The 24,197-nt window shown below is 59.9% G+C and carries 26 protein-coding genes and 1 pseudogene; 15 read left to right on the top strand and 12 right to left on the bottom strand.

Going from position 1 to position 24,197, the window contains the following annotated elements; all coding sequences use genetic code 11:
- Positions 1-82: 82 nt before the first annotated feature.
- Positions 83-595 (bottom strand): hypothetical protein, encoded by a 513-nt coding sequence (locus MUN79_RS07065; protein ID WP_244677028.1) that lies wholly within the window; start codon positions 593-595, stop codon positions 83-85.
- 578 nt (positions 596-1,173) lie between these two features.
- Between MUN79_RS07065 and MUN79_RS07060 the strand changes: the two genes are divergently transcribed.
- The 15 genes and pseudogenes from MUN79_RS07060 to MUN79_RS06990 all read left to right on the top strand — a co-directional run bounded on the left by MUN79_RS07060 (position 1,174) and on the right by MUN79_RS06990 (position 12,445).
- Positions 1,174-1,479: a hypothetical protein gene (locus MUN79_RS07060; RefSeq protein ID WP_244677027.1), complete on the top strand. Its 306-nt coding sequence runs from the start codon at positions 1,174-1,176 to the stop codon at positions 1,477-1,479.
- Positions 1,480-1,615: 136 nt separating this feature from the next.
- Positions 1,616-2,179, top strand: a complete 564-nt coding sequence (locus MUN79_RS07055) for a carboxypeptidase-like regulatory domain-containing protein (protein WP_244677026.1) — start codon at positions 1,616-1,618, stop codon at positions 2,177-2,179.
- Positions 2,092-3,210: a TonB-dependent receptor plug domain-containing protein gene (locus tag MUN79_RS07050; RefSeq protein ID WP_244677025.1), complete on the top strand. Its 1,119-nt coding sequence runs from the start codon at positions 2,092-2,094 to the stop codon at positions 3,208-3,210. Before MUN79_RS07055 ends, MUN79_RS07050 begins: the two co-directional genes overlap by 88 nt.
- A gap of 38 nt (positions 3,211-3,248) precedes the next feature.
- Entirely contained in the window at positions 3,249-4,025 is a 777-nt protein-coding gene (locus tag MUN79_RS07045) for a TonB-dependent receptor domain-containing protein (protein ID WP_311136757.1), read from the top strand.
- Positions 4,026-4,055: 30 nt separating this feature from the next.
- Positions 4,056-4,619 (top strand): hypothetical protein, encoded by a 564-nt coding sequence (locus MUN79_RS07040; RefSeq protein WP_244677024.1) that lies wholly within the window; start codon positions 4,056-4,058, stop codon positions 4,617-4,619.
- Between the two features lie 171 nt (positions 4,620-4,790).
- Positions 4,791-6,140 carry a TonB-dependent receptor gene (locus tag MUN79_RS07035; protein ID WP_244677023.1) on the top strand — a complete coding sequence of 450 codons (1,350 nt, stop codon included), beginning with the start codon at positions 4,791-4,793 and terminating at the stop codon, positions 6,138-6,140.
- Positions 6,083-6,448 (top strand): hypothetical protein, encoded by a 366-nt coding sequence (locus MUN79_RS07030; protein ID WP_244677022.1) that lies wholly within the window; start codon positions 6,083-6,085, stop codon positions 6,446-6,448. Before MUN79_RS07035 ends, MUN79_RS07030 begins: the two co-directional genes overlap by 58 nt.
- Positions 6,415-7,257: a TonB-dependent receptor gene (locus tag MUN79_RS07025; protein ID WP_244677021.1), complete on the top strand. Its 843-nt coding sequence runs from the start codon at positions 6,415-6,417 to the stop codon at positions 7,255-7,257. The genes MUN79_RS07030 and MUN79_RS07025 overlap by 34 nt, the downstream gene beginning before the upstream one ends.
- Positions 7,258-7,382: 125 nt before the next feature.
- On the top strand, positions 7,383-8,099 hold the full coding sequence (locus MUN79_RS07020; protein WP_244677020.1) for a cation diffusion facilitator family transporter: 717 nt from the start codon (positions 7,383-7,385) through the stop codon (positions 8,097-8,099).
- Positions 8,057-8,350 carry a cation transporter dimerization domain-containing protein gene (locus MUN79_RS07015; RefSeq protein ID WP_244677019.1) on the top strand — a complete coding sequence of 98 codons (294 nt, stop codon included), beginning with the start codon at positions 8,057-8,059 and terminating at the stop codon, positions 8,348-8,350. Before MUN79_RS07020 ends, MUN79_RS07015 begins: the two co-directional genes overlap by 43 nt.
- A gap of 85 nt (positions 8,351-8,435) precedes the next feature.
- A pseudogene (locus MUN79_RS31730) lies at positions 8,436-9,656 on the top strand (MFS transporter).
- Between the two features lie 64 nt (positions 9,657-9,720).
- Positions 9,721-10,059, top strand: a complete 339-nt coding sequence (locus tag MUN79_RS07005) for a hypothetical protein (protein WP_244677018.1) — start codon at positions 9,721-9,723, stop codon at positions 10,057-10,059.
- Positions 10,060-10,171: 112 nt separating this feature from the next.
- On the top strand, positions 10,172-10,621 hold the full coding sequence (locus MUN79_RS07000) for a DUF6526 family protein (RefSeq protein WP_244677017.1): 450 nt from the start codon (positions 10,172-10,174) through the stop codon (positions 10,619-10,621).
- A 153-nt stretch (positions 10,622-10,774) separates the two neighbouring features.
- Positions 10,775-11,068, top strand: a complete 294-nt coding sequence (locus MUN79_RS06995; RefSeq protein ID WP_244677016.1) for a DUF4286 family protein — start codon at positions 10,775-10,777, stop codon at positions 11,066-11,068.
- A 123-nt stretch (positions 11,069-11,191) separates the two neighbouring features.
- Positions 11,192-12,445, top strand: a complete 1,254-nt coding sequence (locus tag MUN79_RS06990) for a sterol desaturase family protein (protein ID WP_244677015.1) — start codon at positions 11,192-11,194, stop codon at positions 12,443-12,445.
- Here MUN79_RS06990 and MUN79_RS06985 read toward each other — a convergent pair.
- From MUN79_RS06985 to MUN79_RS06935, 11 genes are all read right to left on the bottom strand, one after another.
- Positions 12,379-12,906 carry a GNAT family N-acetyltransferase gene (locus MUN79_RS06985; protein ID WP_244677014.1) on the bottom strand — a complete coding sequence of 176 codons (528 nt, stop codon included), beginning with the start codon at positions 12,904-12,906 and terminating at the stop codon, positions 12,379-12,381. The two genes, MUN79_RS06990 and MUN79_RS06985, sit on opposite strands and share 67 nt — an antisense overlap.
- A gap of 468 nt (positions 12,907-13,374) precedes the next feature.
- Positions 13,375-15,438, bottom strand: a complete 2,064-nt coding sequence (locus MUN79_RS06980; RefSeq protein ID WP_244678287.1) for a prolyl oligopeptidase family serine peptidase — start codon at positions 15,436-15,438, stop codon at positions 13,375-13,377.
- Positions 15,327-15,614, bottom strand: coding sequence for a hypothetical protein (locus MUN79_RS06975; protein ID WP_244677013.1), 288 nt, complete (start codon positions 15,612-15,614; stop codon positions 15,327-15,329). The genes MUN79_RS06980 and MUN79_RS06975 overlap by 112 nt, the downstream gene beginning before the upstream one ends.
- A gap of 267 nt (positions 15,615-15,881) precedes the next feature.
- Positions 15,882-16,559, bottom strand: coding sequence for an OmpA family protein (locus MUN79_RS06970; protein WP_244677012.1), 678 nt, complete (start codon positions 16,557-16,559; stop codon positions 15,882-15,884).
- 141 nt (positions 16,560-16,700) lie between these two features.
- Complete coding sequence (locus MUN79_RS06965; protein WP_244677011.1) at positions 16,701-17,102, bottom strand: hypothetical protein; 402 nt, start codon at positions 17,100-17,102, stop codon at positions 16,701-16,703.
- Complete coding sequence (locus MUN79_RS06960; RefSeq protein WP_244677010.1) at positions 17,036-18,157, bottom strand: hypothetical protein; 1,122 nt, start codon at positions 18,155-18,157, stop codon at positions 17,036-17,038. The genes MUN79_RS06965 and MUN79_RS06960 overlap by 67 nt, the downstream gene beginning before the upstream one ends.
- Before the next feature lie 62 nt (positions 18,158-18,219).
- On the bottom strand, positions 18,220-18,618 hold the full coding sequence (locus MUN79_RS06955; protein WP_244677009.1) for a DUF6188 family protein: 399 nt from the start codon (positions 18,616-18,618) through the stop codon (positions 18,220-18,222).
- A gap of 2 nt (positions 18,619-18,620) precedes the next feature.
- The gene (locus MUN79_RS06950; protein ID WP_244677008.1) at positions 18,621-18,941 is read right to left on the bottom strand and encodes a hypothetical protein; all 321 of its coding nucleotides are present in this window, start codon (positions 18,939-18,941) and stop codon (positions 18,621-18,623) included.
- 17 nt (positions 18,942-18,958) lie between these two features.
- The gene (locus MUN79_RS06945; protein ID WP_244677007.1) at positions 18,959-20,224 is read right to left on the bottom strand and encodes a hypothetical protein; all 1,266 of its coding nucleotides are present in this window, start codon (positions 20,222-20,224) and stop codon (positions 18,959-18,961) included.
- Positions 20,225-20,250: 26 nt separating this feature from the next.
- Positions 20,251-20,664, bottom strand: a complete 414-nt coding sequence (locus MUN79_RS06940) for a hypothetical protein (RefSeq protein WP_244677006.1) — start codon at positions 20,662-20,664, stop codon at positions 20,251-20,253.
- A 34-nt stretch (positions 20,665-20,698) separates the two neighbouring features.
- Positions 20,699-23,932: a hypothetical protein gene (locus MUN79_RS06935; RefSeq protein ID WP_244677005.1), complete on the bottom strand. Its 3,234-nt coding sequence runs from the start codon at positions 23,930-23,932 to the stop codon at positions 20,699-20,701.
- Between the last annotated feature and the right edge of the window lie 265 nt (positions 23,933-24,197).

Here is a 24,197-nt window from a genome sequence, read left to right as displayed (position 1 = left end):
TTGACAGCGCAATACCTGTTTACCCGGAAAAAGAAAAAGCCGTCCGGGTCGGGACGACTTTCATCAGCACTAGCTACGTAAACTAGAACGTATCCGTGAGCTGACTGGCCGAGGCGGTCATTTTACCAGCTGCCGGGTTATTTAACTTTTCTAGCTCAGCACCATTCTCTTCCAGCCACTCCAGCTCCAGCTCCGGTCCGCGGCCCGAGGAGTTGGTGAGCCAGTCCAGAGCGGAAGTAACGTCGGAGAAGAATTGAATTTCTCCACAGTCGTAGCGCTGACCATCAGCCAGTACGGTTTCTACCACCAACTGATTGTGCAGGCTAGAGGGCAGAATAATAGCAATGTCCGTCACCTGTAGCCGGGCAAAAAGCGGCAGCCAGGTATCGCTCAGCCAGGCCTGCTCGTCAATGCCGACTACGGGCATGCCCGTTGTGTCCACCAGCCAGCGCCTAACCTTCTCTTTTTCCGAAATTTCCGTCAGATGATAGAAGGCCGCCTGAAACTGAGCTGCGTGAATAGGACCGCGCCACTGCCAGCGCAACAGGCGCAGGCCTTTGTCATAATGCAAAAAGAGAGAATCGGGCTTGGTCATACTAGGCAATTCCGACTACGAACTAATAGTCAGCAATAGAACAAAGGTAAAGTAAACAAAGTGCGAATCTATAACTTTTCGACTATGCCCTACTATCACCGGCTTAATGATGCTTTGTAACCGGCCGGTAGCTTCAGGGGGCGCAAAGGCAAAAACCAATAGAGTCAGCAACTTAGTAAAAATTGCATTTATTGACAACCAAAAAGCACTTAAACATATCAATAAACGTCTACGCGACTTATTTAATATTGCACTTATATAAGATTAAACAGAGCCTTTAAATTAACTTTAGCTTTGGACGCTCTATACTCATGAGCTTAACGCAGCTGTTGAGCTTGCCCGTTTCTGGGTTAGGAATAAAGCAAGCTTTCACTTGTGTAAAGTAAGGAATGAGGCCGTCGTCATTAGCCTACAAAGCACTCATTTCAAACCTATTATATATAACTAACTGGATATTATTAGGCTTCTTCCAGGAAATATCCTGCTCGTTTTGCTGATTCATAATTTGTTTTACCTTTGGCTCACCTTCTGACACATTGTTGCAAATGCACGCACTTCGGTCCCGGTTAGCTATTCTGTTGCTGCTCTGCTTCATGCGGGTGCTGCTGCCGGATACGTGGGTTCTGGCGTTGCACGCACACGAGCACACCAAGGAGGAGACAACTCAGTTGCCGGGCTCAACCAAAGGCAAAGCCCTGCTCTCAGCCAAGCACCAGCACTGCGCCGTCGACCATTTCTACGACGTACCCTTCCAGGCGGCCTCGCCCCTGGAGTTTGCGTTTTTTACCAGTTACGCCGCCCCCACCACCGAGCGGGGCACTTCCGTATGGCTGGCCACCAGCCCGTCGACTGCCGACCTGCGCGGCCCGCCCAGCCAGGGGTAAATTTCGAGTAATGAGCTGCTGCTAGCCTGTAATCCGTGCCCTCGCACCTGATTCGGGCTGGGGCCCAACGTTGCCCAGAGCCGTTGAGCTGCTCCATTGCAGTAGTGGTTTTACCCACTGGCTTCCCTCTTTGTTTATGAATTTTCGCTTCCTGGCAGCCGCTAGGGCAGCGTGCGTACTGTGGCTTTTGCTAGTATTGGCAGCAACCGGAGTAGCGCAGGCCGCCCAGCAGCCGTCCGAATGCACGCTCTCCTTGAGCGGCCGTGCTACCGACCATGAGTCGCGGGAGGGGCTGCCGGGCGCTACGGTGGTTTTGCTGGAAACCCAGCAGGCTACCCAGACGGACGCGGCCGGCAACTACCATTTCCACGTTTGCGCGGGCCTTTACCACGTGCAGATAACCTACCTCGGCTACAGCAATGAGGTGGCTGAGGTGCGCGTGGCTGAGGCCGTCATTCGGGACTTCCGGCTGCATCCCGATGCTATTCTGCTTAACAGCGCCCTGGTACAGGGCCAGCGGACGGCCGCGCCTACGACCCAGCCCACGGCGGTGCTGAGCGGGCAGGCCCTGCAACAAACCCGGGGCAGGCATTGGGAGAAGCCTTGCAGAAAATGGCGGGCGTCACGGCTATTCAGACCGGGCCGGGCATTTTCAAACCCATGGTGCACGGCCTGCACTCCAACCGGGTTACGATTCTGAACAACGGTGTGCGCCAGGAAGGCCAGCAGTGGGGCGTAGAGCACGGCCCCGAAATTGACCCCTTCATTGCCTCCCGCCTCACAGTGGTGAAGGGCGCGGCCAGTGTGCGCTACGGCTCCGATGCCATTGGCGGCGTGGTACTAGTGGAGCCCAAGCCTCTGCGCGACTCCGCCGGCACCAGCGCCGACCTCAGCCTGGTGGGCATGAGCAACAATGGGCTGGGCGCGGCATCGGGCACGCTCGATGGCAACCTGCGCCAGCTACCAGCCCTGAGTTGGCGGGTCCAGGGAACCTTGCGGCGGGCCGGCACGATGCGTACTCCCGACTATAACCTGAAAAACTCGGGGTTTGCCGAGCACAACTTTTCCGGGGCCGTGGGCTGGCGTAAGCCGACCTACGGACTGGAAGTTTTCTACAGCCAGTTCAACACTCGAATCGGCATTTTGCCGGCCTCGCACGCCGAAAGCAAGACCGACCTGCTGCTGGCCATTGCCCGGACCGAGCCCCTGGAAACCACTGGCTTCAGCTACGCCATAGACCGCGCCTACCAGCACGTGCGCCACGATGTAGCCAAGCTCACGGGCTTTGTGCAGACTGGTGAGGCGGGTCAGCTGCAGTTCACCGTGGCCCAGCAGACCGACTTCCGGGACGAGTACGACAAGTTTCGGCCCCGCAACGACAACTTGGCCAGCCTCAACAAGCCCGAGCTGAGCTACACCAACCGCACCAGCACCGGCGAGCTGCTGTGGGAGCACAAGCCCTGGCACCACTTCCGCGGCAGTGTGGGCCTGGCAGGCACCTATCAGGCCAACCGCTACGCCAACGGCAGCCGGCAGTTTATTCCCTATTACACCAACTTGGTGGGTGGAGCATTCTGGATTGAAAAGTGGCAGCAAGGTCCCTGGCTGCTCGAAGCCGGTTTGCGCCTAGACCGACGTGACCTAGCCGTGAAGCGTGGCGACCGGGACGCCAACGGGGCCTTCTTCGTGGACCGCAGCCGCTTTCAGTATACCACCCGGCGGCCTCAGTAGGCGCTACCTACGACCCCTCGGCTCACCTTACCTTCAGCCTGAATGCCGGCCTGACCCGCCGGGCTCCGGCCGCCAACGAACGGTTTAGTGAAGGCGTGCACAATGGCATGTATGAGCTAGGCAACGACCTGGTACCGGGCGCTGTGCCCCTAAGCCCCGAAACGGCGCTGAATACTGGCCTAACGATGAACTGGCACGCCAACCCCCGCTTCAACGGCGAGGTGACGGTGTATCAGAACCGTATTCTGGACTTCATCTACCAAGTCCCGCTGGCGGAGCCCGTGCAAACTGTGCGCGGCAGCCATATCAGCTGGCAATACCTACAAACTGACGCCACCTTCCGCGGCGTGGATGTGAGCAGCAGCTACCAGCTGACCCCCGAGTGGCTGCTGTCGGCGAAAGGCTCGGTGGTGCGCACCCGCGACACCCGCGCCGATGAATGGCAGATTTTGATGCCCGCCGACCGGCTCGAAACGACCCTGCGTTACACCTGGAGCCGCGACCAGGGGCGGCTGGCGGGCCGCTACGCCCAGGCCGGCGTGTATGCCGTGGCCCGCCAGACCCGGGTGCCCGACAACTACGAAGCCCGCGACCTGCTGGCCCCGCCGGCTGGCTACGCGCTGCTCAACGCGGAAATCGGGACGACCATCCGTTGGGGCCAGCTGCCGCTAGAGGTGAGCCTGGCGGGCTCAAACCTGCTCAACCAGCGCTACCGCGACTACCTGAACCGCTACCGCTACTTCACCGACGAAATGGGCCGCAACGTGAGCCTGCGGGTACACATCCCGCTGGAACTGCCCCACAAGCTTCATTAATCTCCTTTCCATTTTTTACCTTTTTTACCCATGACTCATCCTTCGATCAAGAAATCCTGGTTGGCCCTGCTGTTGGTTGCTCCTTTACTCGGAGCCTGCAAAAAAGACGATGACGACCCTCAGCCCGACGACGACAACGAGCAAATCACGACGGTGCGCTACGAACTGACCCCGGTGGGCGGCGGCACGCCCGTGACGGTGCAGTACCGTGATGCGGACGGCGACGGTGGTGTAGCCCCGGTTATCGGGACGCTCACGCTGGCCGCTGGTACCTCCTACACCGGCAAGCTGGTTCTGCTCGACGAAACCAAGAACCCGGTAGTCAACACTTCCGACGAAATCAAGGAAGAGGCCGACGAGCACATCTTCTTCTTCGAGCCTAGCGGCGTGAACCTCACTATCACTCCCACCGATAAGGATGCCAAAGGCCTGGCAGTGGGCCTCGAAACCAGTGTAATAGCCGGCGCGGCTAATGCTACTGGCGCTACGGGCAACCTCAAAATCACGCTGCGGCACCAGCCCGGCGCGAAGAATGGCACGTTTGCCCCCGGCGACACCGATGTGGAAGTTACCTTCCCGACGGCCGTGCGCTAGGGCAAAATCACGATAGTCGGGCCCTGCTTCGGTTGGGCCTCACGTCTCCAATTGGTTTGGTTTTGGAGAGCTTAACGAAGACATCGGCTGCTGGCCGGTGTTTTCTTGTTTCCGGGCTGCATCTTCTCCCCTCATTTCCCGTTCATGCGCTACGGCGTATTTGCAGTTATTATGTCTTCTTCTTCCTGGGCTCCTGGCCTGCTCCTTTTCGCTTTCTCCGGCACCGTGTTGGCCCAAACACCCCCGCCGGTTAGTTCTACTCCAGCTACTCCCGCTACCCGCGCCGCCCGGGTGCCCGCTGTGCCCACCACCGGCCGGGTACTGGATGCCGCCACCAACGAGCCGCTGCCCGGCGCCACCGTCGTATTTCCCGACCTGCGCCAAGCCACGACCAGCGGCCCCGACGGCTCCTTCCGTCTCCCGAATCTGCCTAAAGGGCGCTTTCTGATGCAGGTGCGCTTTATCGGCTACAACACGTTTGTGAAGACTGTGGATACCGGTACGGGGCAGCCGCTGGACGTGACACTGGCTACGGCCGCCACCGAAATCGGGCAGATCGTCGTTACGGGCGTGTCGGCTTCCACGGAAATGCGCCGCTCCCCGGTGCCTACCACCGTCGTGGACCGCAACCAGCTCAACCAGGCCGCTTCGACCAACGCCATTGACGCCATTGCCCACACGCCCGGCCTGGCCCAGATTACGACCGGGGCGGCCATCAGCAAGCCCGTAATCCGGGGGCTGGGCTCGAATCGGGTTATTACCCTGAACAACGGGGCCAAGCAGGAAGGCCAGCAGTGGGGCGACGAGCACGGCATCGAAATCGACGAGTACGCCATCGACCGGGCCGAGATTATCAAGGGCCCCGGCAGCTTGCTGTACGGCTCCGACGGCATGGCTGGGGTAGTCAACTTCCTGGCCCCCGACCCAGTGGAGGAAGGCAAAGTGCTGGGCTCGGTGGCGGCCAATTACCAAACCAACAACCACCTGCAGGGCTATTCGCTGATGAATGCCGGCAACCTGAATGGCTTCAACTGGCTGGTGCGGGGCAGCGGCAAAATAGCCGGCGCCTACCGCAACCGCTACGACGGCCGCGTGTATAACTCCGGCTTTCGGGAGCTGGATGGCAACGGCTACGTGGGCCTGAACAAAAGCTGGGGCTACTCCCACCTGACCTTCAACTCCTTTAACCAGCAGCTGGGTCTGGTGGAAGGCGAGCGGGACGAGGAAACGGGCCGGTTTCTGAAGCTGGTGAACGTGGGCGGCCAATACGCCGACGAGCGGGCCGTAACCGACCAGGACCTGCGCGGCTATGACCTGGACGTGCCCCAGCAGCAGGTTAACCACCTGCGCATCGGTACCGACAACAACTTTATCCTGGGCCAAAGCCGACTGACGGTAAACGTGGGCTGGCAGCAGAACCTGCGCCGGGAGTTTGGCGACGTGCTGGCCCCCAGGACCCTTCCTTGTTCTTCCAGCTCCGCACCCTCGACTACGCCGCCCGCTACTTTCTGCCCGAAATGAACGGCTGGAGCACCACGCTCGGCTTGAGCGGCATGCGCCAGGAAAATACCAACAAGGGCGTCGAATTCCTGATTCCGGCCTACCGCCTGCTTGACGGCGGGGTGTTTGCCGTGACCAAGAAAACCTTCGGCAACCTGGACCTCAGCGGTGGTCTACGCTACGACCTGCGCCGCATCACCGCCGATGCCCTCTACCTCGACCCCGACACCGAGCAGCCCGTGGGCAGTGGGCAGGGCGAAGAGAAATTTGGGGCTTTACCAGCAATTTCCGCAACGTGTCGGGCAGCCTGGGCGGGGCTTACAGCCTGACTGAGAAGCTGCTGCTCAAGGCCAACGTGTCGCGCGGGTTCCGGGCCCCCAACATTGCCGAGCTGGCCTCCAACGGCAAGCACGAAGGCACCATCCGCTACGAGCTCGGCGACCCTACTCTCAAGGCCGAAACCAGCCTGCAGCTCGATGGCGGCGTGAGCTACACCACCGACCACATCAGCCTGAGCCTCGACGCTTTCCGCAACCAGATTCAGAACTACGTGTTTCCGGAGCGGGTCGAAGGGGCCGTGAGTGAGGAAGGCGACCCGGTGTTTCAGTACAACCAGGGCACGGCCCGCTTGGCCGGCGGTGAGGCCACGCTCGACATTCACCCCCACCCGCTCGACTGGCTGCACTTCGAAAACTCGTTTTCCATGGTGCGGGCCCGGCAGCTCAACCAGCCCGAGGGCCAGCAGTACCTGCCCTTCATTCCCGCCGACCGGCTACAGTCTACCGTGCGGGTAAACTTCCACACCGTGGGCAAGTCCCGCCTGAGCAACCTTTACGCCCGGGCCGGCCTGGAGCATACCTTCGCCCAGAACCGCTTTTTCTCAGCCTTCGACACCGAAACCCGGACGCCGGGCTACACGCTGGTCAACGTGGGCCTGGGCTCCGACGTGGTGAATGCCCGGGCCCGCACTCTTTTTTCGCTTTACCTGACGGCCACCAACCTCTTCGACGTGGGCTACCAGAGCCACCTGAGTCGCCTGAAGTATGCGGCTTACAACGTGGCCAACGGGCGTAACGGCGTATTCAACATGGGCCGCAACGTGAGCCTGAAGCTGGTCGTGCCGCTGGCGTTTAACTAAAGCCCAGGAGTCGGCAATAGCTTCTTAATGCCGATTCCAGCCGATAAAGGCACCTTACGTACGTTCCGGTAGTTGGCAGCAAGTAGGTAACTTGCTGCCAACTGCTTTTTTAGCCCCTGGCCTGTATGGCTCATTCTCACGACCACCATAGCCACGACCATCACCACCATTCCCACGCCCCGGCGGAGTTTGGGCGGGCGTTTGGCATAGGCATTGCCCTGAACGTGGCCTTCGTTATTGCGGAAGTGGTCGGCGGCCTGTGGGCCAATTCCACGGCTCTGCTTTCCGACGCGGGCCACAACCTGAGCGACGTGCTCAGCCTGGCCCTGGCCTGGGGCGCGGCGGTACTGGCCAAGCGCCGCAGCTCGGCCCGCTACACCTACGGCTACAAGGGGGCCACCATTCAGGCCGCGCTCATCAATGCTGCCTTGCTCTATGCGGCCTTAGGGGCCATTCTGTGGGAAACCATTGAGCACCTGCGCCACCCCGAGCCCGTCAACGGCAAGCTGGTCATGCTGCTAGCCGGCCTGGGCATTGTGGTCAACGGCTTCACGGCCTGGCTGTTCAGCCGGGGGCAGAAAGGCGACGTGAACGTGCGCGGGGCCTACCTGCACATGCTCACCGACGCCCTGGTTTCGGCTGGCGTGGTAGTGGGTGGCGGCCTGGTGCTCTGGACCGGCTGGCTCTGGCTTGACCCGGCCATCAGCTTTATTATTCTGGCCGTCATTGCCTACAGCTCCTGGGGCTTGCTCCGCGAAACGGTGCAGCTCAGCCTGCAGGCCGTGCCCCCGGTATTGATTTGGAAGCCGTCCGCACCTTTCTACTGGCCCAGCCCGGCGTGACGGAGGTCCACGACCTGCACGTGTGGCCCCTGAGCACCCAGGATACCGCCCTGACGGCCCACGTGGTGCGCCCCACCAGCAGCTCCGACGCCAACCATTTCCTTAAAAACCTGCAGCACGACCTGGTCCACGAATTCAACATCGGCCACTGCACCGTTCAGATTGAGCAGGACACTGCCGTGGCAGGCCACCACGGCTGCTGCGACGCCGAGGAAGTAGCTGCTGCTACTACATCAGGGAAATCTTTGTAATCTGCGGCTCTAATCCCGCTCACTCCGCTCTTTTCCCGCATGGCCACTACCACCCCCGCCCTGATTCCGCCCCAAAACAGCCTCTCTGTTCAGCGCCATTGTCATTGTGGCTTCCCTGGGCTACTTCGTCGATATCTACGACCTGATTCTGTTCAGCATCGTGCGGGTGCAGAGCCTCAATACGCTGGGCATCACAGCTGCTGCTGAAGTAACCGACCAAGGCTTGTACCTGATTAACATGCAGATGGGCGGCATGCTGCTTGGCGGTATTTTGTGGGGCATTCTGGGCGACAAACGGGGCCGGCTGTCGGTGCTGTTCGGTTCCATTCTGCTGTACTCCCTGGCTAATCTGGCCAACGGCTTCGTCCAAACCATCGACCAGTACGCCTGGCTGCGGCTGATTGCCGGCGTAGGTCTGGCCGGGGAACTGGGCGCGGGCATTACCCTGGTTTCCGAAACCCTGCCCAAGGAAAAGCGCGGCTACGGCACCATGATTGTGGCCACCGTAGGTGTGTCGGGGGCCATGCTGGCGTATTGGGTGGGCGAGGCTCTTGGCTGGCGCAATGCCTATTTCGTGGGCGGCGGCCTGGGTCTGGCGCTGCTGGCGTTGCGCGTGGGTGTCTATGAGTCGGGTATGTTTGAGCAAGCTAAGCAGTCGGAGGCCTCGCGGGGCAACTTCCTGAGCTTGTTTACCAATGGTCCGCGCCTGGCCCGCTACCTGAAGTGTCTGCTCATCGGGGTGCCGCTGTGGTTTGTGGTCGGCATCCTGATTACCCTGGCCCCGAGTTTGGCCGCGCGTTGGGCATCACCGGCGAGGTTACAGCAGGCCTGGGCGTGTTCTGGTGCTACTTCGGTCTGGTCTTCGGCGACTTTGCCAGCGGCACCCTAAGCCAGCTGCTACGCAGCCGCAACCGGGCGTTGCAGCTGTTTCTCCTTATCTGCGGTATTTTATGCGCAGTATACCTGTTTGCCATTCGGGGCGCTTCGCCCACGGCGTTCTACGCAGTGTGCTTCGTGCTGGGCTTCACGGTAGGCTTCTGGGCCTTGTTCGTGACGGTGGCCGCCGAGCAGTTTGGCACCAACCTGCGGGCCACGGTGGCTACTACGGCCCCAACTTTGCCCGGGCTCGGTGGTGCTGCTGGTTCCTATCTTCAAAGGTCTTTCCGGATTGCAGATTGGCGGGCAGCCGCTGGGCATTATCGGCAGCGCGGCCATTATTGGGGTTGTGTCGCTGCTGGTAGCTTTCTGGGCCGTCAGCACCCTGCCCGAGAGCTACGGCAAAGACCTTGACTATCTGGAGGAATAAACGCCTGCATTACCAACTATGGCACCCGGGGCCGTTACAGCCTAAACAGTAACTCCCCTTTGTCATGAAAAAGTTTCTCGCCATACTTACCGGCGCCGTGCTGCTCGCCAGTGCTGCCCAGGCCCAAACCGCTCCCGCTGATACGGCCCAGGCCCGCCTGCAAATGCAGCAGCAGCGCACCGCCGACGCCAAAGCCACCCTAGCCACCCAGAAAGACCAGGCCACGGCCAGCAGCAGCGCCGTATCTGACACCAAAGCGCAGATGAAAGAGCAGAAGCGCCAGCTCAAGGAGCAGCAATTGGCGGCCAAACAGGCCCGTACGCAGCAAAAAGCCGCTAAGCAAGCCTTGCAAGAAGAGAAAAGGCGCACTCGGGCCGCCAAAGCCGCGACCAAAGTATCGTAGGCGGGCTCCGCCTGCTGTGCGCTGATACCCGTACATACTGACACTCCGGCCCTTGGGTCGGAGTGTTTTTTGTGCTACTTGCCCCTTCCTTCACCTTCATTCTTTCCGCGCTATGGCCGATAATCCGACCAAAAACAAACCAATGTATTATCCCTGGCACCACTTTGTACTGGTGCCCGCTGCCCTAGTGCTAGCTGGCTACGGCATTCGGCGCTACCTGAACGTGGCCGGCAACGACGACGAAATCTCCCGGCTCTGGTTTACCGTGATGCTGCTGGGCATCGTCACCCTGGGCGGGCTCATCATGCTGCGCCAGCACTACGCCCTGAGTTTGCAGGACCGCTTGATTCGGCTGGAAGTTCGGCAGCGCTACTTCGAGCTGACTGGCAAAAGCCTGCGCGCCTACGAAACCCAGCTCCAGATGAAGCAGATTCTGTCCCTGCGCTTTGCCGGCGACGCCCAACTGCCTGCCCTGGTCGAGACGGCTGCCAAGGAAAACCTTAGCCCCAAAGACATTCAGGCCCGCATCCAGGACTTCCAATTCGACCACCTGCGGGTCTGATTTTCGGCTCCTACCGCCGTAAGAATTCCGGAGCATGGATTTTTCCGCCGACTTTTGCGTTACCCTAGGCTGATACGCCGCTGGCCGGCCCACCTTCACTTGGCCCCAGCTGAAATTTCTGCCTTTCAAGCCCCGCAGCACCAATAGCTCACTATGATTCTCTACAACGTCACCACCAGCCTCGATCCGGAAATTGCGGAGGAATGGCTTGTTTACATGCGCGACACGCACATGCCCGAAGTTATGGCCACCGGCTTTTTCCTGAAAAGTCAGCTCTGCCGCATGCTCAATGAGGAAGACAACGGCGTTACCTACGCCTCCCAGTACTACTGCGTGAGCATGGAGCAGCTCGAAGAATACCAGCAAGTAGCTGCTCCGGCCCTCATCCGGGAAATGGAAAAGCACTTCGGGGGCGCTATGCCTCCTTCCGCACCATGCTGGAAGTAGTCGACTAGCACCAGCTGTTTGCCGCTTAGCCCAACAGAAGGGGCCGTTCCTGTCAGGAGCGGCCCTTTTTTGCTATATTCCTATTCCCAACTCTGCCCTCTCCCACCCTAGCTATTCCCACCCATGAACCTGAACCCTATCGTTTTATCTATTCCAATTTACTTCACCCTCATCGGCGTGGAGCTGCTGGTCGAGCGGCTGCAACACACCGAGCGGTACCGCTTCCACGACGCTATTACCAACATCAGCTGCGGCATGACCTCCCAGATTACCGGCGTGCTGCTCAAGGTTGGCGTCATTGGTATGTACGAGCTGCTGTACACTCACTTTGCCCTGTTTCACATTCCGCAAACCTGGGCCTGGGGCATCGTGCTCTTCATCCTGGCCGACTTGTGCTACTACTTTGCCCACCGCTACTCCCACGAAATCAACTTCTTCTGGGGCGGGCACGTGGTACACCACCAAAGTGAGGACTACAACCTCTCGGTAGCCCTGCGCCAAAGCTCATTGCAGGGCTTCTTTACTTTCCTGTTTTACTTGCCGCTGGCTATTCTGGGCTTCGAAACCGAGTTTTTCGTCTACGTCTCGGCCCTGGTTACCCTCTACCAGTTCTGGATTCATACCGAGTTTATCGGTAAGCTAGGCCCGCTGGAATGGGTTTTCAACACTCCATCTCACCACCGCGTGCACCACGGCCGCAACCCCAAGTACATCGACAAAAACTACGCGGGCACCTTCATTATCTGGGACCGGCTGTTCGGCACCTTCCAGGTCGAAGAGGAAACCCCAGTGTACGGCATTACCACCCCGGTGCAGTCCTGGAACCCGGTGTGGGTCAACTTCGGGCACTACTTCCAGATGCGGGAGCAGGTGCGCGAAACGCCCGGTTTCTGGAATAAGCTGCGCGTCATGTTTGGCCGGCCCGGCTGGCGCCCCGCCGCCCTGGGCGGCCCCTACCAGATTCCGGAAGTCAGCGCCGACACCGTGCAAAAGTACACGACCAGCGCCCCGCGTACCGTCAACTTCTACGTGCTGCTACAATACGCCGTGCTGCTGAGCGTGGCGGCTGTGTTTATGTTCACCCAGAAAGACATGCAGCCCGCCGTGCGCTACCTCGTGGCCGGCTGGTGCATGTGGACAGCCGTAGCCTGCGGAGCCCTGTTTGAAGCCAAGCGCACCGGCTACCTGCTGGAGCCGGTGCGCCTTGCGGCCTCTTTGGCCCTGCTACTGTTCGCCCTGCGTGAGTCGTCCCTATTCGTAACTGCGGCGGCGGCTGGCACGGCCTGGCTGGCAGTTTCGCTCTGCTGGGCTTACTCGTTCCGCAAAGTATTCGCCTCTACGGCGGCTACTACAGCCTCGTCGCACGCGTATGCCTGAAGCTGCTCGGCGTTGAGGTTGCCGTTGAACCATTCCGGGTCGAGGTTGGCGCCGATGTGCTTGTAGAAGCCAATGGCGGGCTCATTCCACTCCAGGACCTGCCACCTGAGGCGGTGGGCCCCGGTGCGGCGGGCTTCGGCTACCACGGCATCAAACAGCTTCTTGCCGATACCCGTGCCGCGGGCTGCTTCGGTTACCACCAGGTCTTCCAGATACAGCATCCGCCCCTTCCAGGTCGAGTAGGCCGTGTAGAACAGCGCAATGCCCAGAATGCCCTGCTCAGCCGTTTCGGCCACGAAAAAGCCGAAGATGGGCTCGGGCCCGAACCCGTCGCGGTGCATGTCCACCAGGGTATTGGTGACTTCCTCGGGAGCCCGCTCATAAATAGCCAGCTCCACAATCAGCTCGTGCACGCGGGCCAGGTCGTCGGGCGTACCGCGCCGAATGGTAATGTTTGCCATGGATCAGAAGAATTTAGAACCGAAAAAGCACGTCATGCAGAGCGCAGCATCACAAACGGCTTTCAGCCTCGCAAGAATAGCAAAAAACACCAACGCCCACCTGCTCAAACGAAGCGCAAGTGGGCGTTGGCAGAAAAGCCCGAAGGCTGAAATTACATCTGGGGCTGCATTTTCTTGATATCCTCGGTAGCATTCACCGAGTTGATTTCGCGGGTAGCGGCGTTCTGAGGAGCCGTTTTGCCGCCCGTCGTGTCGGGAGCCGGAGGAATGGGGGCAGGGCCTGAGCCTCTACCGTCTCATTGGTTTCGTTATCAGGATTTTTGCACGAGGTCACGGACAGCGTCAGCAGCGAAGCGCCGGTCAGCAGACCGAGCAGGAACTTTTTGTTCATAGTAAGCCGAAATAAGACAGGCGTTTGGGACTTTGGGGCCGCAAGATACGAAGCGACGCCCGAAACCTACCTACGGCTTAGCGCCCCATTGGATACGGATTGACGCCCATGTTCTGGAAGGCAAACGACCACACATCGGCCCACTCCTGAATCTGCAGGGCCGTACTCTTGCCCGCGCCGTGCCCGGCATTCACGTCGACGCGAATGAGCTGGGGGTTGGGTCCGGCGTTCATTTCCTGCAACGTAGCCGCGAATTTAAACGAGTGCGCGGGCACTACCCGGTCGTCGTGGTCGGCGGTGGTTATCATCGTGGCTGGGTAAGTGGTACCAGCGCGCAGGTTGTGCAGGGGGGAGAATTTGTAGAGGTTCTTGAACTGCTCGAAGTTGTCGGAAGTGCCGTACTCGGGAGCCCAGTTCCAGCCGATGGTGAACTTCTGGTAGCGCAGCATGTCCATCACGCCCACGGCCGGGAAAGCCACGTGGGCTAGGTCGGGCCGCTGCGTCATGATGGCGCCCACCAGCAGGCCACCGTTAGAGCCGCCGGCAATGGCCAGGTGCTTGGAGTCGGTGTAGCTCTGCACGGTGAGGTATTCGGCGGCGGCAATGAAGTCGTCGAATACGTTCTGCTTGTTGGGCGTCATGCCGGCCTGGTGCCAGGCTTCGCCGTACTCGCCGCCGCCGCGCAGGTTGGGAATAGCCAGAATGCCGCCGTTTTCGAGCCACAACATGCGGGCCACGCTAAAGCCGGGCGTCAGGGAAATATTGAAGCCACCGTAGGCGTACAGATACGTCGGGTTCTGGCCGTTGAGCTTCACACCCTTCTTGTGTACAATGAACATGGGCACTTTCGTACCGTCCTTGCTGGCGTAGAATACCTGCGTGGTCACGTAATCTTCCGGCTTCACGTCCACTTTCGGGGCCCGGAACACGGTGCTTTGCTTCGAGTCGAGGTCGTAGCGGTAAATAGTAGTGGGGTAGGCAAACGAAGTGAAGGCATAGTACACGCTCTTCGCGTCGCGGCGGCCGCCGAAGCCCGAGGCCGTGCCAATGGCGGGCAGCTCCACGTCGTTCTGAAACTCGCCTTTCTCCGAGTACACTTTCACCTGGCTGCTGGCGTCCTTGAGGTAGGTCACGATGAGGCGGCCACCCACGTGGGCCACATCCTCCAGCTTGTTTTCGCCCTGCTTAATTACCTCTTTCCAATTGGCCTCCTGAGGCTTTTTGGGGTCAATCAGGACGATGCGGTACCGTGGGGCCTTGTAGTTGGTAAGCACCAGCAGCTGCCCGCCCACGTTGCCAATGACGGAGTTGTTATACTGGTAGCTCGAAATGAGCGTAGTAAACTTGGTGGCCTGCTTCGAGTCGGTCAGGTCGCGCACGGCCAGGCGGTTGCCGTCGTTTTTGCCGTCGGTGGTGTAGAGCACCAAGAACCGCTCGTCCTCGGTGGTGCCCACCGTGCGGAAGCCCAGGGGCATGGTCTTGTCTTCGTAGACGAGCTTGTCGGCGCTTTGGGCGGTGCCCAGCTTGTGGTAGTACACCTTGTGGAACTCGTTTTTTCCCGACAGCTGGTTCTGACCTGCCTTGGGCGCGTCGTAGCGACTGTAGTAGAAGCCATCCTTGCTCCAGGCCGCCCCCGACACCTTCACCCACTGCAGCTCGTCTTTGAGCGGCTGCCGGGTTTTGAGGTCCAGCACCTTGAGCTTTTGCCAATCGGAACCGCCGCCCGAAGTGGCGTAGGCCATGTAGCGGTGGTCGTTGGAGAAATAGGTGCCGGCCAGGGCTGTTGTGCCGTCGGCCGAGAACTTGTTGGGGTCCAGCAGCACGTCGGGCTGACCTTCCTGCCCGTTTTGCTGCACATACAGCACGCCCTGGTTTTGCAGACCGTCGTTTTTGGAGTAGTACAGGTTGGGGCCCTCAATCTGGGGCACGCCAAACCGCTCGTAGTTCCAGAGCTTGGTCAGCCGGTTTTTGATTTGGTCCCGGAACGGAATTTTCTCCAGGTAGCCGAAGGTGACCTTGTTCTGGGCCGTTACCCACTCCTTGGTTTCGGGCGAGTCGAGGTCTTCAAGCCAGCGGTAGGGGTCCGTGACGGGCGTGCCGAAGTAGTCGTCGGTATGGTTGGTTTTGCGGGTCTGGGGTATTCCACGGGTAGTCGGGATTCGGCCGCGGCCGCCGCACCGCGCCGGCTCGGACCATTGGTTTCAGCAGTAGGCACTTCCGTAATGGGCCGACGGGCGGCCACGTCATTGGCCGGTTGGGTCGACTTACAAGCCGCCAGGGCCGTCAGCGCCAGTAACGGGTAGGATAATTTGCGCATACGATACAGAGCGTAGAAAGGAGGATGGGCCGAATATAAACCCAGAACCCGCAAACTGCGCGGATTGCGGCTTTTTGTTTTGGCTTACCTACTTCCTAACGGTGTTTACTCCGGCTTTCGTCTGCACTGAAACAGGATGGTCATGTCGAGCAAAGCGAGACATCTCGCGTGCCATAGTAACCCACTTGTTGAGCGAAGCCAGCACGCAAGATTCTCCGGCAAGCTCGGAATGACGTTCTGGAAAGGCGCTTTCTGATTTAGGCGCTGCTACCGGCTGGTAATACGCCCGATCTTGGGAATCACCTGAATCAAAAACCGCTTGTTCTGGCCTTCTTTTGCGCCCCGGTAGCGGCCGGTGCCGAAGAAGCCGCTGCCGCCGATGATGAGCTCCACCCCGCTGTCCTGACTGAAGTCGAGGCCGTTCTGTTTCCAGAAGTTGAGCAGGTTCAGGGCCCGGCGGTAGCTGAGCTGGTAGGTGAGCTGCTCCTCGGCGCGGTTGCGGGCGTCGTTGCCGGCGTAGCGGGCCGCCATGCCTTCTACAATGACGAGGTAGCGCACTGGCTGCTCGGTTTTGATGGTTTTGAGCACCGAGCGCAGCGTGCGACCCGCCTGCAGCAGGGCCGGCTTGTAAGCGTCCTGGATTTCGTCGCGCCCCGACTTGAATTGCACCGGCACCAGCAGCTCGTGCCGCTCCAGGGCAGGGTCGTACTTGAAGTAGCGGCCTTCCAGGCGCTTGAGCGAGTTGCGGATCTTGGTAATCTGCTCCAGCTCCTCGGCCTTGGCTTTGAGCTCCCCGTTGGCTGTTTTCAGGTCGTGCTCTCGGTCCTTGAACAGCTTGAAGCTATACACGAACAAAACCAGCATCACCACGAAGAGCGACGTCATCAGGTCCACGTAGCTGGGCCAGAAGAAGTCGTTGGAAGAGCGGTTTTGCGGGTCGTTCATGGTACTGGTACTATACTGTTCCTATTTGAACGCCATTCCGAGCTTGGCGAGGAATCTCGCGTGCTGATGTTGAGTTATTAACCGAACGATGCCACGCGAGATGTCTCACTGCGTTCGACATGACGTTCTAATTATCAAGATCTATACTGGCTTCACGCCGCCGAACAGGCTGTCCATAAACCGCTGGAACCGATTTTTAGACGTGGCCTTCACTAGCACCGTGTTTAAGTTGGTTAGCTCGGAAAGCAGCTTGGCCTGAATCTGGGAGTCCAGCTCGATTTTGCGCAGCAGCTCGCGCTGGGTAGCGGTTACGTCGCGGTTCAGGGCTTCCTGCTGGCCGTTGAGGGTCTTGAAGGGCTCCAGGTACTGCCGGATTCGGTCGAAGACGTTGTCCTCGTTGAGCTTCTGGAAGTGCTGCTGCCACTTTTCGTAGGCCTGCTGAGCGTCGCGCTCGTGGAAGCTCAGGCGCTGCTGCATCAGATCGGTGAGGCGGCCGGTGGCTTCGTCGAAATACTGCTCGGTGCGGGCCGCCAGGTTGCCCATTTCCTTCTGGTGGCGCTGGAAGAAGTCGAGCTGGGCCTGTACCAGGTTGTCGTGCTGGCCGATGTACTGCCCACGTTGTTGATGCCTCGCTCGAAGCCCACGAGGCGGTCCAGGATGCTGCTGACGGCCTGGGCCGTGGCGGTGCCGTCTTCCAGCATCTGGTTGAGCCGCTGCTGGTAGCCCACAAACTGCCCGAACATTTCGGCCGACTGGCTCACCTTCTCAAACACGGCCACGTTGGCGCTGGCCATCTTGTCGAACCCGATTTCATTGAGCCGCGTCAGGAAGTCGCGCTGCACTTTCACGTTCTCGGTGAGCGTGCCAATGACGGGCTCAAAGACGGTGACCTTGCTGACAAAATCCTGGTTGAAAGCGTCGAGTACGGCCTTCAGATTCGAGAGGCTGCCGGCCATATCCGAGTGCAGAATGGGCAGCAGGCGGGCTTGCAGGAAAGTGTAGTAGTTGTTCTGGGCCTGGTCGAGCTTCTGGTGGGCGTTGCGCACCACCCCGTTGCCGAGCAACGTGAGCAGCAGGCCTACGAAAGAGCCAGTCATGGCAATGAGTACGCCGGTGAGGAAGGGTGTCAGGGCTTCGTCGTCCGATACGCCATTGCGGGCTATGCCCACCAAGCCCAGGATTACGCCCAGGAACGTGCCGAGCAAGCCCAGGTAGAGCGGGGTAGCTACGTTGGCCTGCACCGCGTTTTCCAGCACCTGACTCTGGCGCTCAGAAATGTCCTTCAGAATGCTAAAATCAGCCGCGCCCTTGTTGTAGCGCAGGTAGCCGTTGGTATCGTCGATAATCTCGCGGAAGCCCTCCGACACGTTGTCGGCCTTAATGATGTCCACCAGAAAGGAGTCGGCCGGGGCGTCGGCGGCGTAGTCGGGCAAGTCGATGCCGGCCGGCGTAACCAGGCGGCGCTCCACGCGCAGGGCGTCGCGGGTTGGGTAGAGCTGGCTGAGTCGCAGGGCCTGAGTGCGGGTTTGCAGAAACGTGCGAATCTGCAGACCTACCACGATGGCGACCACAACGACTTCGAGAATGATTTCGAGCATAAGGCTACGAAGCTACATACTATTGCCTTAGGTTAACAATGCGTAGTAGCCATCTTCCTCGCTCAATAAGATGTTTGGCCTACCCCGCCATGCACATACAGGTTGGCAGAAGGATTACAAAGGCTTCTTTTCGTGTAGTGCCAATTCTCATACGGGCCGTCCTCTACGTACAGTTCCCAGCCATTTTCAAAAACGAGCAGCAGCGTCCCATGAGTGCCGCCCGTTGCCGCCTTAATTCCTAAGCTCAAGATATCGTAGCCACACATATAAGCCTCTTTGGAAAGTGGCTCGAAACGAATGGTTTGATCATAACGGGTAATACTGAATGCGCCGTCAAGATCGAGCCGGCTTTGTTCAGCATCATCAAAAACCAGTTTTAAGCGCCCAGAATAGACAATCTGCGCTACCCGCAACCCGATTATTGGCAATTCAAAACCACCATTTTTCTTTTTTAGCGCCACGGCTACTCAAAGTGAATAGCCGCTTTCTGCTCAATCTGCCAGGCGCCGTTGCTCTTCACCAGCGTGCCGTCCTTATCGGTGACGATGCGCGACACAGGGCCGTTGGGCTGCTGGTAGGCGCAGGCCTCGCGCAGGGAATACTGGGCGCTTTGAATGGCGTAGGCGTGGACGCCAGTGTTGGAAGTAACGCGGAACGTAGCCCGCTCGGGCACTTTTGCGTCCGTTATGATTTCGTAGATGCTGTCGTGCTGGGGCTGGTCCTGCAGGTCGTACTCGCTGAAACCGCCGTTGACGGGCACCTTCACATAGTAGCGCGTCGGCATGGGTGCGGGAGCAGGTACTACTGGGGCAGCAGGCGCTGGCGTTTCCCAGGTTTCGGGACCGGGCAGCTGCACGGGTGGCACGAGGCTGTCAAAGTCGTCGCGCGGAGCGGAAGCCGGGGAGCCCGAAGGAATGGGCTGGGGTGTCTGCGCCGTTTCGTGCATCGGAACCTGCGGCGGGGCGTACGTCGTAGGCGCAGAGGCAATGTTCTGAAACTGGTTCTGCACCGGCGGCGCCGGAGCTGGAGCGGGTGCTGGCTGCGCCGGAGCCGGAGCCGCCTGGCGGACGGGGCCGGAGGGCCGGCAGCACGGTTCGGCACATTCGTGGCCCGATTAGGAGCTTGAGCTACGGGAGCAGCCTGACGCGGGGCTGGGGCCTCTGCCTTAAGTGCGGGAACTATTGGAGCCGACTGCTGCTTGGCAAGTTCTTCGGCAACCCGCTGCTGCACGATTCGCTCAATTTCGCGCTGCAGCTCGGGCGTCATTCGCTTGGAAGCGTTGGCGGCCACTACACCCGCCGAGGGTGCACTACCACTCAGAGCCGCCGCCTTCACCGATTCCAGCTCACTGCGGTGCCGGTCGGCGCGGGTGCCCAGGGCGCTGATGCTGCGGCGCAGCATCACGTAGAGAAAAATGCTTAGCAAGGACAGAATCAACGCCAGCGGGGCAAACAGCTTGCTCATCAGGCTTTCACTGGCCGCCGGACGAGGAGCCACGGTATTAGCTTCCACAGCCCCCTGCCCTACTCCGGCGTCGGTCGTAGCCAGAGCGGCTTCATCCACAACGGCAGCTTCTTCGGTATCCGTCGCGCCGGCGGTTACGTCCTCGTTCAGGTCGGCGGGCGGGGTGCCGTTGGTTACGTAGGCGTCGAGCTGGCCTTTGAGGGTGGTGAGCTTGGCCATGCGGGCTGCATCTGCGCGGCGGGCTGGCGAAGCTTGGAGCTTGGTGATGATTTCAGTAGTCAGCTTCTGCAGGCGCGACTTATCCGAGCCCAGGCCTTTATACATCGTGCCCTTGCCTTCCAGCGGCTGATACAGCATGCTGTACACCTTCTGGCTGTCAGCCTTGATGCTGCTCACGAAGTCTTGCAACGACCCGCCGCAGTTCAGGCTGTTCTTGAGATTAGGACGGTTGTTGTCGTCGTACACGTAGCGGGCCGTAGCGCACCAGATCTGCACCTTTTGCTCGTCGAGCGTGGGCTGACCCAAGGGCGTTTGGGCCGATAGGCGGGAAGCCGTTAGCAGCAGGATGCTAAAGAGTAAGAAAAGGCGGCGGGGAAAAGTCATATGAAGGGGAAAGGAAAGTAGACGGGCTACAACATCTGGTAATGGTGCGTGAAACATAGGGCCGTATCACCGTTCATCTGTCGCAGTTTTTGATAAAAGGTACTCTTATCAAGCGGGCCAAGAATATTCTTACGTGCGGTATTCCGGTCGGCGTCGGATACTATTCTAGCAATGTAGTAATGGTTTTCACCAAAGCCTTTCAAGACTATATTCCTCTCATTGGCTCCCACTGCTTCAAGCATCTCCGGAATTAACGCTTCGGATACCTCATCATCAGTTTCTTTGAAATACAGATAAACTGCACTCATAGGCTGCTGCCAATGCTCATACCCTGAAGTGTAATACTTGCCAGTAATGTGTTTCTCTTCAAACTCACTGCCCCAAAAGCAAGAGCTCAGGGGCAGGAGAAGAAGCAGAAACAACTTGCAGATGTATTTCATAAGTCAGCAGCACTATCAACTACTGATTTGATTCCTACCCGTTCGAAATCAGCTCCCGGCTCAGGTTATACAACGCCTGCTTCATGGGGTAGAAGAACAGCGTTTCGGGTAGGGTTTCGCCCTGGCCGAGATTACGGCCAATCTGGTGCAGGCCCAGGTTGAGGCTGTCCTCGATTTCGCGCAGCAGGATTTCCTTGATGCGGGTGCGGTCCACGTCCACGCCCACCTCGCGCATAAGCGGGGCCACGTCGTCGTTGTCGAGCACGATTTCCAGGAAGCGGCGGGTGTTGTCGATAACGCTCTGCTTGAGGTCGGCATCCACCTGGGGCATTTTCAGGCGGGCCGTGTCGATGTCCTGGCCTTCGGTGGCGCCGTTGAGCTTCACGGTGCGGATCTGGTCGAAGTCGGCGGCGCTGGTAGCGCTTTCCTCGAACAGTACGCCGCCGTTGGTGGTGGCTTCCTTGGGGTTGTCGGCCAAAATCACACGGAAGTTCTGGGGAGCTTCCTGGCCCGTCGCGGCCTTGAACACGGCCTTGCTGATTTTCTCAATGGCCGCCATGCTGGCCCCGCCGCTGAGCAGACGCAGGTACAAACTACCCTTACCGGAGAAGCACAGGTAGCGCGGGGGCTTGAGGCCAAGGTGCTGCACGAGCTGGGCCACGTGGTAGACGATGGCCGTGTAGTGCAGGTAGAACAACACCCGCAGCTGCCGCCCTTTGCCCAGGCCCAGGCTCTGGGTGAAGCGCAGCGCGTCGTTGTAGGTGAACAGCAGGCTGGTCACGTCGGCCGAGCCGAAATCGGGGTTTTGCAGGGCGGCGCGCAGGTAGCCCTTGTACTCCTGGTTTTCTTCGGAGTCCGGCAGGCTTTCCACGTACTGTACCCCGAGGCGCAACAGACCGTTCTGCTTGGGCGCGCCTTGCACGCGGGCGTAACCATCACCCCACAGGTCGTCGCCGGCGAAGCGGAACGAGGAGCTGAAGGCCGGCTTCTGCTCGGCGAAAATCAGCAGGTCGGTGGTGCCGCCGCCGATGTCGATGTTGATGACGTTTTCGTCGCGGTTGGGAACCACCTGGTTGGTGGCCGTGAGGTAGTAGTACGGCGCCACCGACTCCGAAATGCACTGGGTGGGGCGGCGGGCCCGGAAAATCTGCTGGAAGGCCTCGTCCCAGACCTGCTGAAACTGGTTGCGCAGGAACATATCAAAGCTCAGTGGGGCAAACCACACCACGCGGGTGTCTTCCAGAATACCGCCCTGCATGGCCGCCTTATGCTTCATCAGCAGCAAGATCTCCTTGAAGAAGGCCGCAATGCGGTTCACGCCCTGGGGGTCCAACTCGGCGCTCCACTTCAGGTTGGTCACGAAGCGGTTCTGGGGCGGCTGCCCGGTCTCGGTGTTGATGCTGAAGCCAATGTTAATGTTACTCAGCACCTTGCTCGGCTCGTTGGCGTAGGAGTTCGTTTCGCACACGGCCGTCCGAATCGGGAATTCATACACCGAGCCGGCCTCCCCGATGATGCTGGGCACGAATTCGCGGTTTTGAATCAGCGGAATGTCGAACAGCTGGCCGGGGCCGCGCATGTAGCGCTGGAAAGCCGAGTAGCCGGTGTCGGGCAGTGGGGCGTTGAGCAGCTCCATCTGCAAGTCGTTTTCGCCGATGGTAAACGGGCGCGGGTGGGCCGAGGGACCATCCGCGTAGGCCACGTGGGTGTTGCTGGTACCAAAGTCGACGGCGAAGGTGAAGCGCCGGGTGCCACGGTCCAGCTCCCGCCAGCGCGGCACGATGAGGCCCCGAGCTGGCGGTGCGCCGTGAAAAGCGGGCGGGCAGGTCAGCTCCGCTAGGTCGAAGTGCGTCCCGGTGATTTCGTAGTAGGTGCTGCCAGCCGTGGATACGCTCTTCTGAGTGCGCTCAAACTTGGTGGCTTTCTTGGCCGCGCCCTGGTCGGTGAGCCGCTCCCCGTTCACGAAGAACGTGAGGTCGTAGCGGCGCTGCAGCATCGTGGGCGAGTTGTCGGCGTCCACGAGCATGACCTTGTAGAAGTCGTTGTACTCTGGCTGGGCGCGCATCTTGTAGAACGGGAACACGCCCATTCCAATGTTGGCCTTCACAATGCGGCCCTTCTCGGGAATCTCCCGACCCTGGGCGTCCTTGGGGTTCTGGGGGTTCTGGTAATAGCTCCGCTCGAAGGTGATGAAGCGGCCTCCCTGCACCGGAATCCGCAGCGCGATGCGCACGTGGTTCAAATCGATGGTGAAGGTGAGCAGCTCGGCCAGGTCGTGGTCGGAGAAGTACTCGAAGAAGGTCTGGCGCAGGGGCAGCAGATAGGGGAAGCGCGCCCGGCCCTGGGTGTCGGCTCCGTACTGGAAGGTGACCTTGCCGGTGTGGAAACGTTGCGAATTCAGCTCGTAGGGCAGCTCCACCAGGGCGTCTTCCAGGAAGTCGCCCACGGTTAGGTACGGATACTTGAAGCCTTTGCCGGGCAGCACGCGGTTTTCTAGGGTCAGCTCGTCAGCGTAGGGCACCGGCGTCCGGTCGTCCCAGGGCTGACCGTTGAGGTAGTTGGCGCCCTGCATCGTGAGGTTGGGGCGCAGCACCAGCGGCGTGGGCCGGCTCTGGTTGGTTTGCCGCGTGGGCGCGATGAACAGGTCCGAGCTGGTCACGGCCGACTGATCGGCGCGGCTCGGTAGGGGCACGTGCTTCACGCTGGCCAAGTTGCCCTGGAAGTCAGCAATGGCGGGGTACTTGGTGGCAAACTGCTGGGCCGTATGGTCGCCCCGCATCTGCATCTGGTTGATGATGTTGCGGTCCAATCCGGCAAACACGCTGCCGGCAAAGTCGCGGCGTTGCAGCTGCGGATACGCCAGGAACAGCTCGTAGACAAACTCCCGGAAAGCCGGCGAACGGTCTTCGAGCAGCACCACCTGATCATCAAAGTAATGGCCGCGGGCCTGGGCGCGCTCCAAGTCCAGCCGGCGCACGGCCGGAGCCGTGAAGAACATGGTCAGCGGCGAGGTGCCACCCAGCAGCTGCGGGCCACCGGGCAGGTTCGGCGACTCGTAGAAAACGAGGTACATGTCCGAGAAGTCGCGGAACCGGTCGTCCTGCAAGAACAGGCGCAGGGTTTCACCCAGCAGGCGGGTGCCTTCGTCACCCTGCATCCGCCGCAGCTCCGACTCCACGTTCCAGCGGCGCAGGGTGATTTTGCGGCCGGCCTGGGTATAGAGGTTGTAGTTGTAGAGGATTTCGAACAGGTCCCAGAAGTGCGACACCAGCTCGTGGTAGACCGAGCCGGGTTGCGCTGCCCTTCGCGGGCCAGGAAGTCGAAGGCCGTTTCAAAAAGGTGCATCCGCGCAAAGGGCGTCGGGATGCTGACCGCCACGTTCTTGGCCCGCCCGCCCGTGGGGTCGGTTACGGTATTGATTTCGGTGCTGGTGATGGGGGCGGTTTTCTGCCAGCCCTGCACCTGCTGGGAACCGTTGTTATGAAGACGAAGAACTTTGGGCATTGTCGGGAGTTTGCTTTAATAAGGAGAGC

Source organism: Hymenobacter cellulosilyticus (assembly GCF_022919215.1).
GTDB lineage: Bacteria > Bacteroidota > Bacteroidia > Cytophagales > Hymenobacteraceae > Hymenobacter > Hymenobacter cellulosilyticus.
The sequence above is the reverse complement of the archived record's forward strand: the minus strand, read 5'-3'. Positions and strand labels throughout refer to the sequence as shown.

Bases quoted from the DNA above. Each gene is read 5' to 3' on its own strand.
- MUN79_RS07005 (WP_244677018.1), top strand. From the start codon at position 9,721: ATGAAAAAGTTTCTCGCCATACTTACCGGCGCCGTGCTGCTCGCCAGT.
- MUN79_RS06970 (WP_244677012.1), bottom strand. From the start codon at position 16,559: ATGAACGACCCGCAAAACCGCTCTTCCAACGACTTCTTCTGGCCCAGC.
- MUN79_RS07050 (WP_244677025.1), top strand. From the start codon at position 2,092: ATGGCGGGCGTCACGGCTATTCAGACCGGGCCGGGCATTTTCAAACCC.
- MUN79_RS07065 (WP_244677028.1), bottom strand. From the start codon at position 595: ATGACCAAGCCCGATTCTCTCTTTTTGCATTATGACAAAGGCCTGCGC.
- MUN79_RS07055 (WP_244677026.1), top strand. From the start codon at position 1,616: ATGAATTTTCGCTTCCTGGCAGCCGCTAGGGCAGCGTGCGTACTGTGG.
- MUN79_RS07035 (WP_244677023.1), top strand. From the start codon at position 4,791: ATGTCTTCTTCTTCCTGGGCTCCTGGCCTGCTCCTTTTCGCTTTCTCC.
- MUN79_RS06985 (WP_244677014.1), bottom strand. From the start codon at position 12,906: ATGGCAAACATTACCATTCGGCGCGGTACGCCCGACGACCTGGCCCGC.
- MUN79_RS07020 (WP_244677020.1), top strand. From the start codon at position 7,383: ATGGCTCATTCTCACGACCACCATAGCCACGACCATCACCACCATTCC.
- MUN79_RS06975 (WP_244677013.1), bottom strand. From the start codon at position 15,614: ATGCGCAAATTATCCTACCCGTTACTGGCGCTGACGGCCCTGGCGGCT.
- MUN79_RS06945 (WP_244677007.1), bottom strand. From the start codon at position 20,224: ATGACTTTTCCCCGCCGCCTTTTCTTACTCTTTAGCATCCTGCTGCTA.
- MUN79_RS06950 (WP_244677008.1), bottom strand. From the start codon at position 18,941: ATGCCGACGCGCTACTATGTGAAGGTGCCCGTCAACGGCGGTTTCAGC.
- MUN79_RS06965 (WP_244677011.1), bottom strand. From the start codon at position 17,102: ATGGGCAACCTGGCGGCCCGCACCGAGCAGTATTTCGACGAAGCCACC.
- MUN79_RS06990 (WP_244677015.1), top strand. From the start codon at position 11,192: ATGAACCTGAACCCTATCGTTTTATCTATTCCAATTTACTTCACCCTC.
- MUN79_RS07040 (WP_244677024.1), top strand. From the start codon at position 4,056: ATGACTCATCCTTCGATCAAGAAATCCTGGTTGGCCCTGCTGTTGGTT.
- MUN79_RS06940 (WP_244677006.1), bottom strand. From the start codon at position 20,664: ATGAAATACATCTGCAAGTTGTTTCTGCTTCTTCTCCTGCCCCTGAGC.
- MUN79_RS07000 (WP_244677017.1), top strand. From the start codon at position 10,172: ATGGCCGATAATCCGACCAAAAACAAACCAATGTATTATCCCTGGCAC.
- MUN79_RS06960 (WP_244677010.1), bottom strand. From the start codon at position 18,157: ATGCTCGAAATCATTCTCGAAGTCGTTGTGGTCGCCATCGTGGTAGGT.
- MUN79_RS06995 (WP_244677016.1), top strand. From the start codon at position 10,775: ATGATTCTCTACAACGTCACCACCAGCCTCGATCCGGAAATTGCGGAG.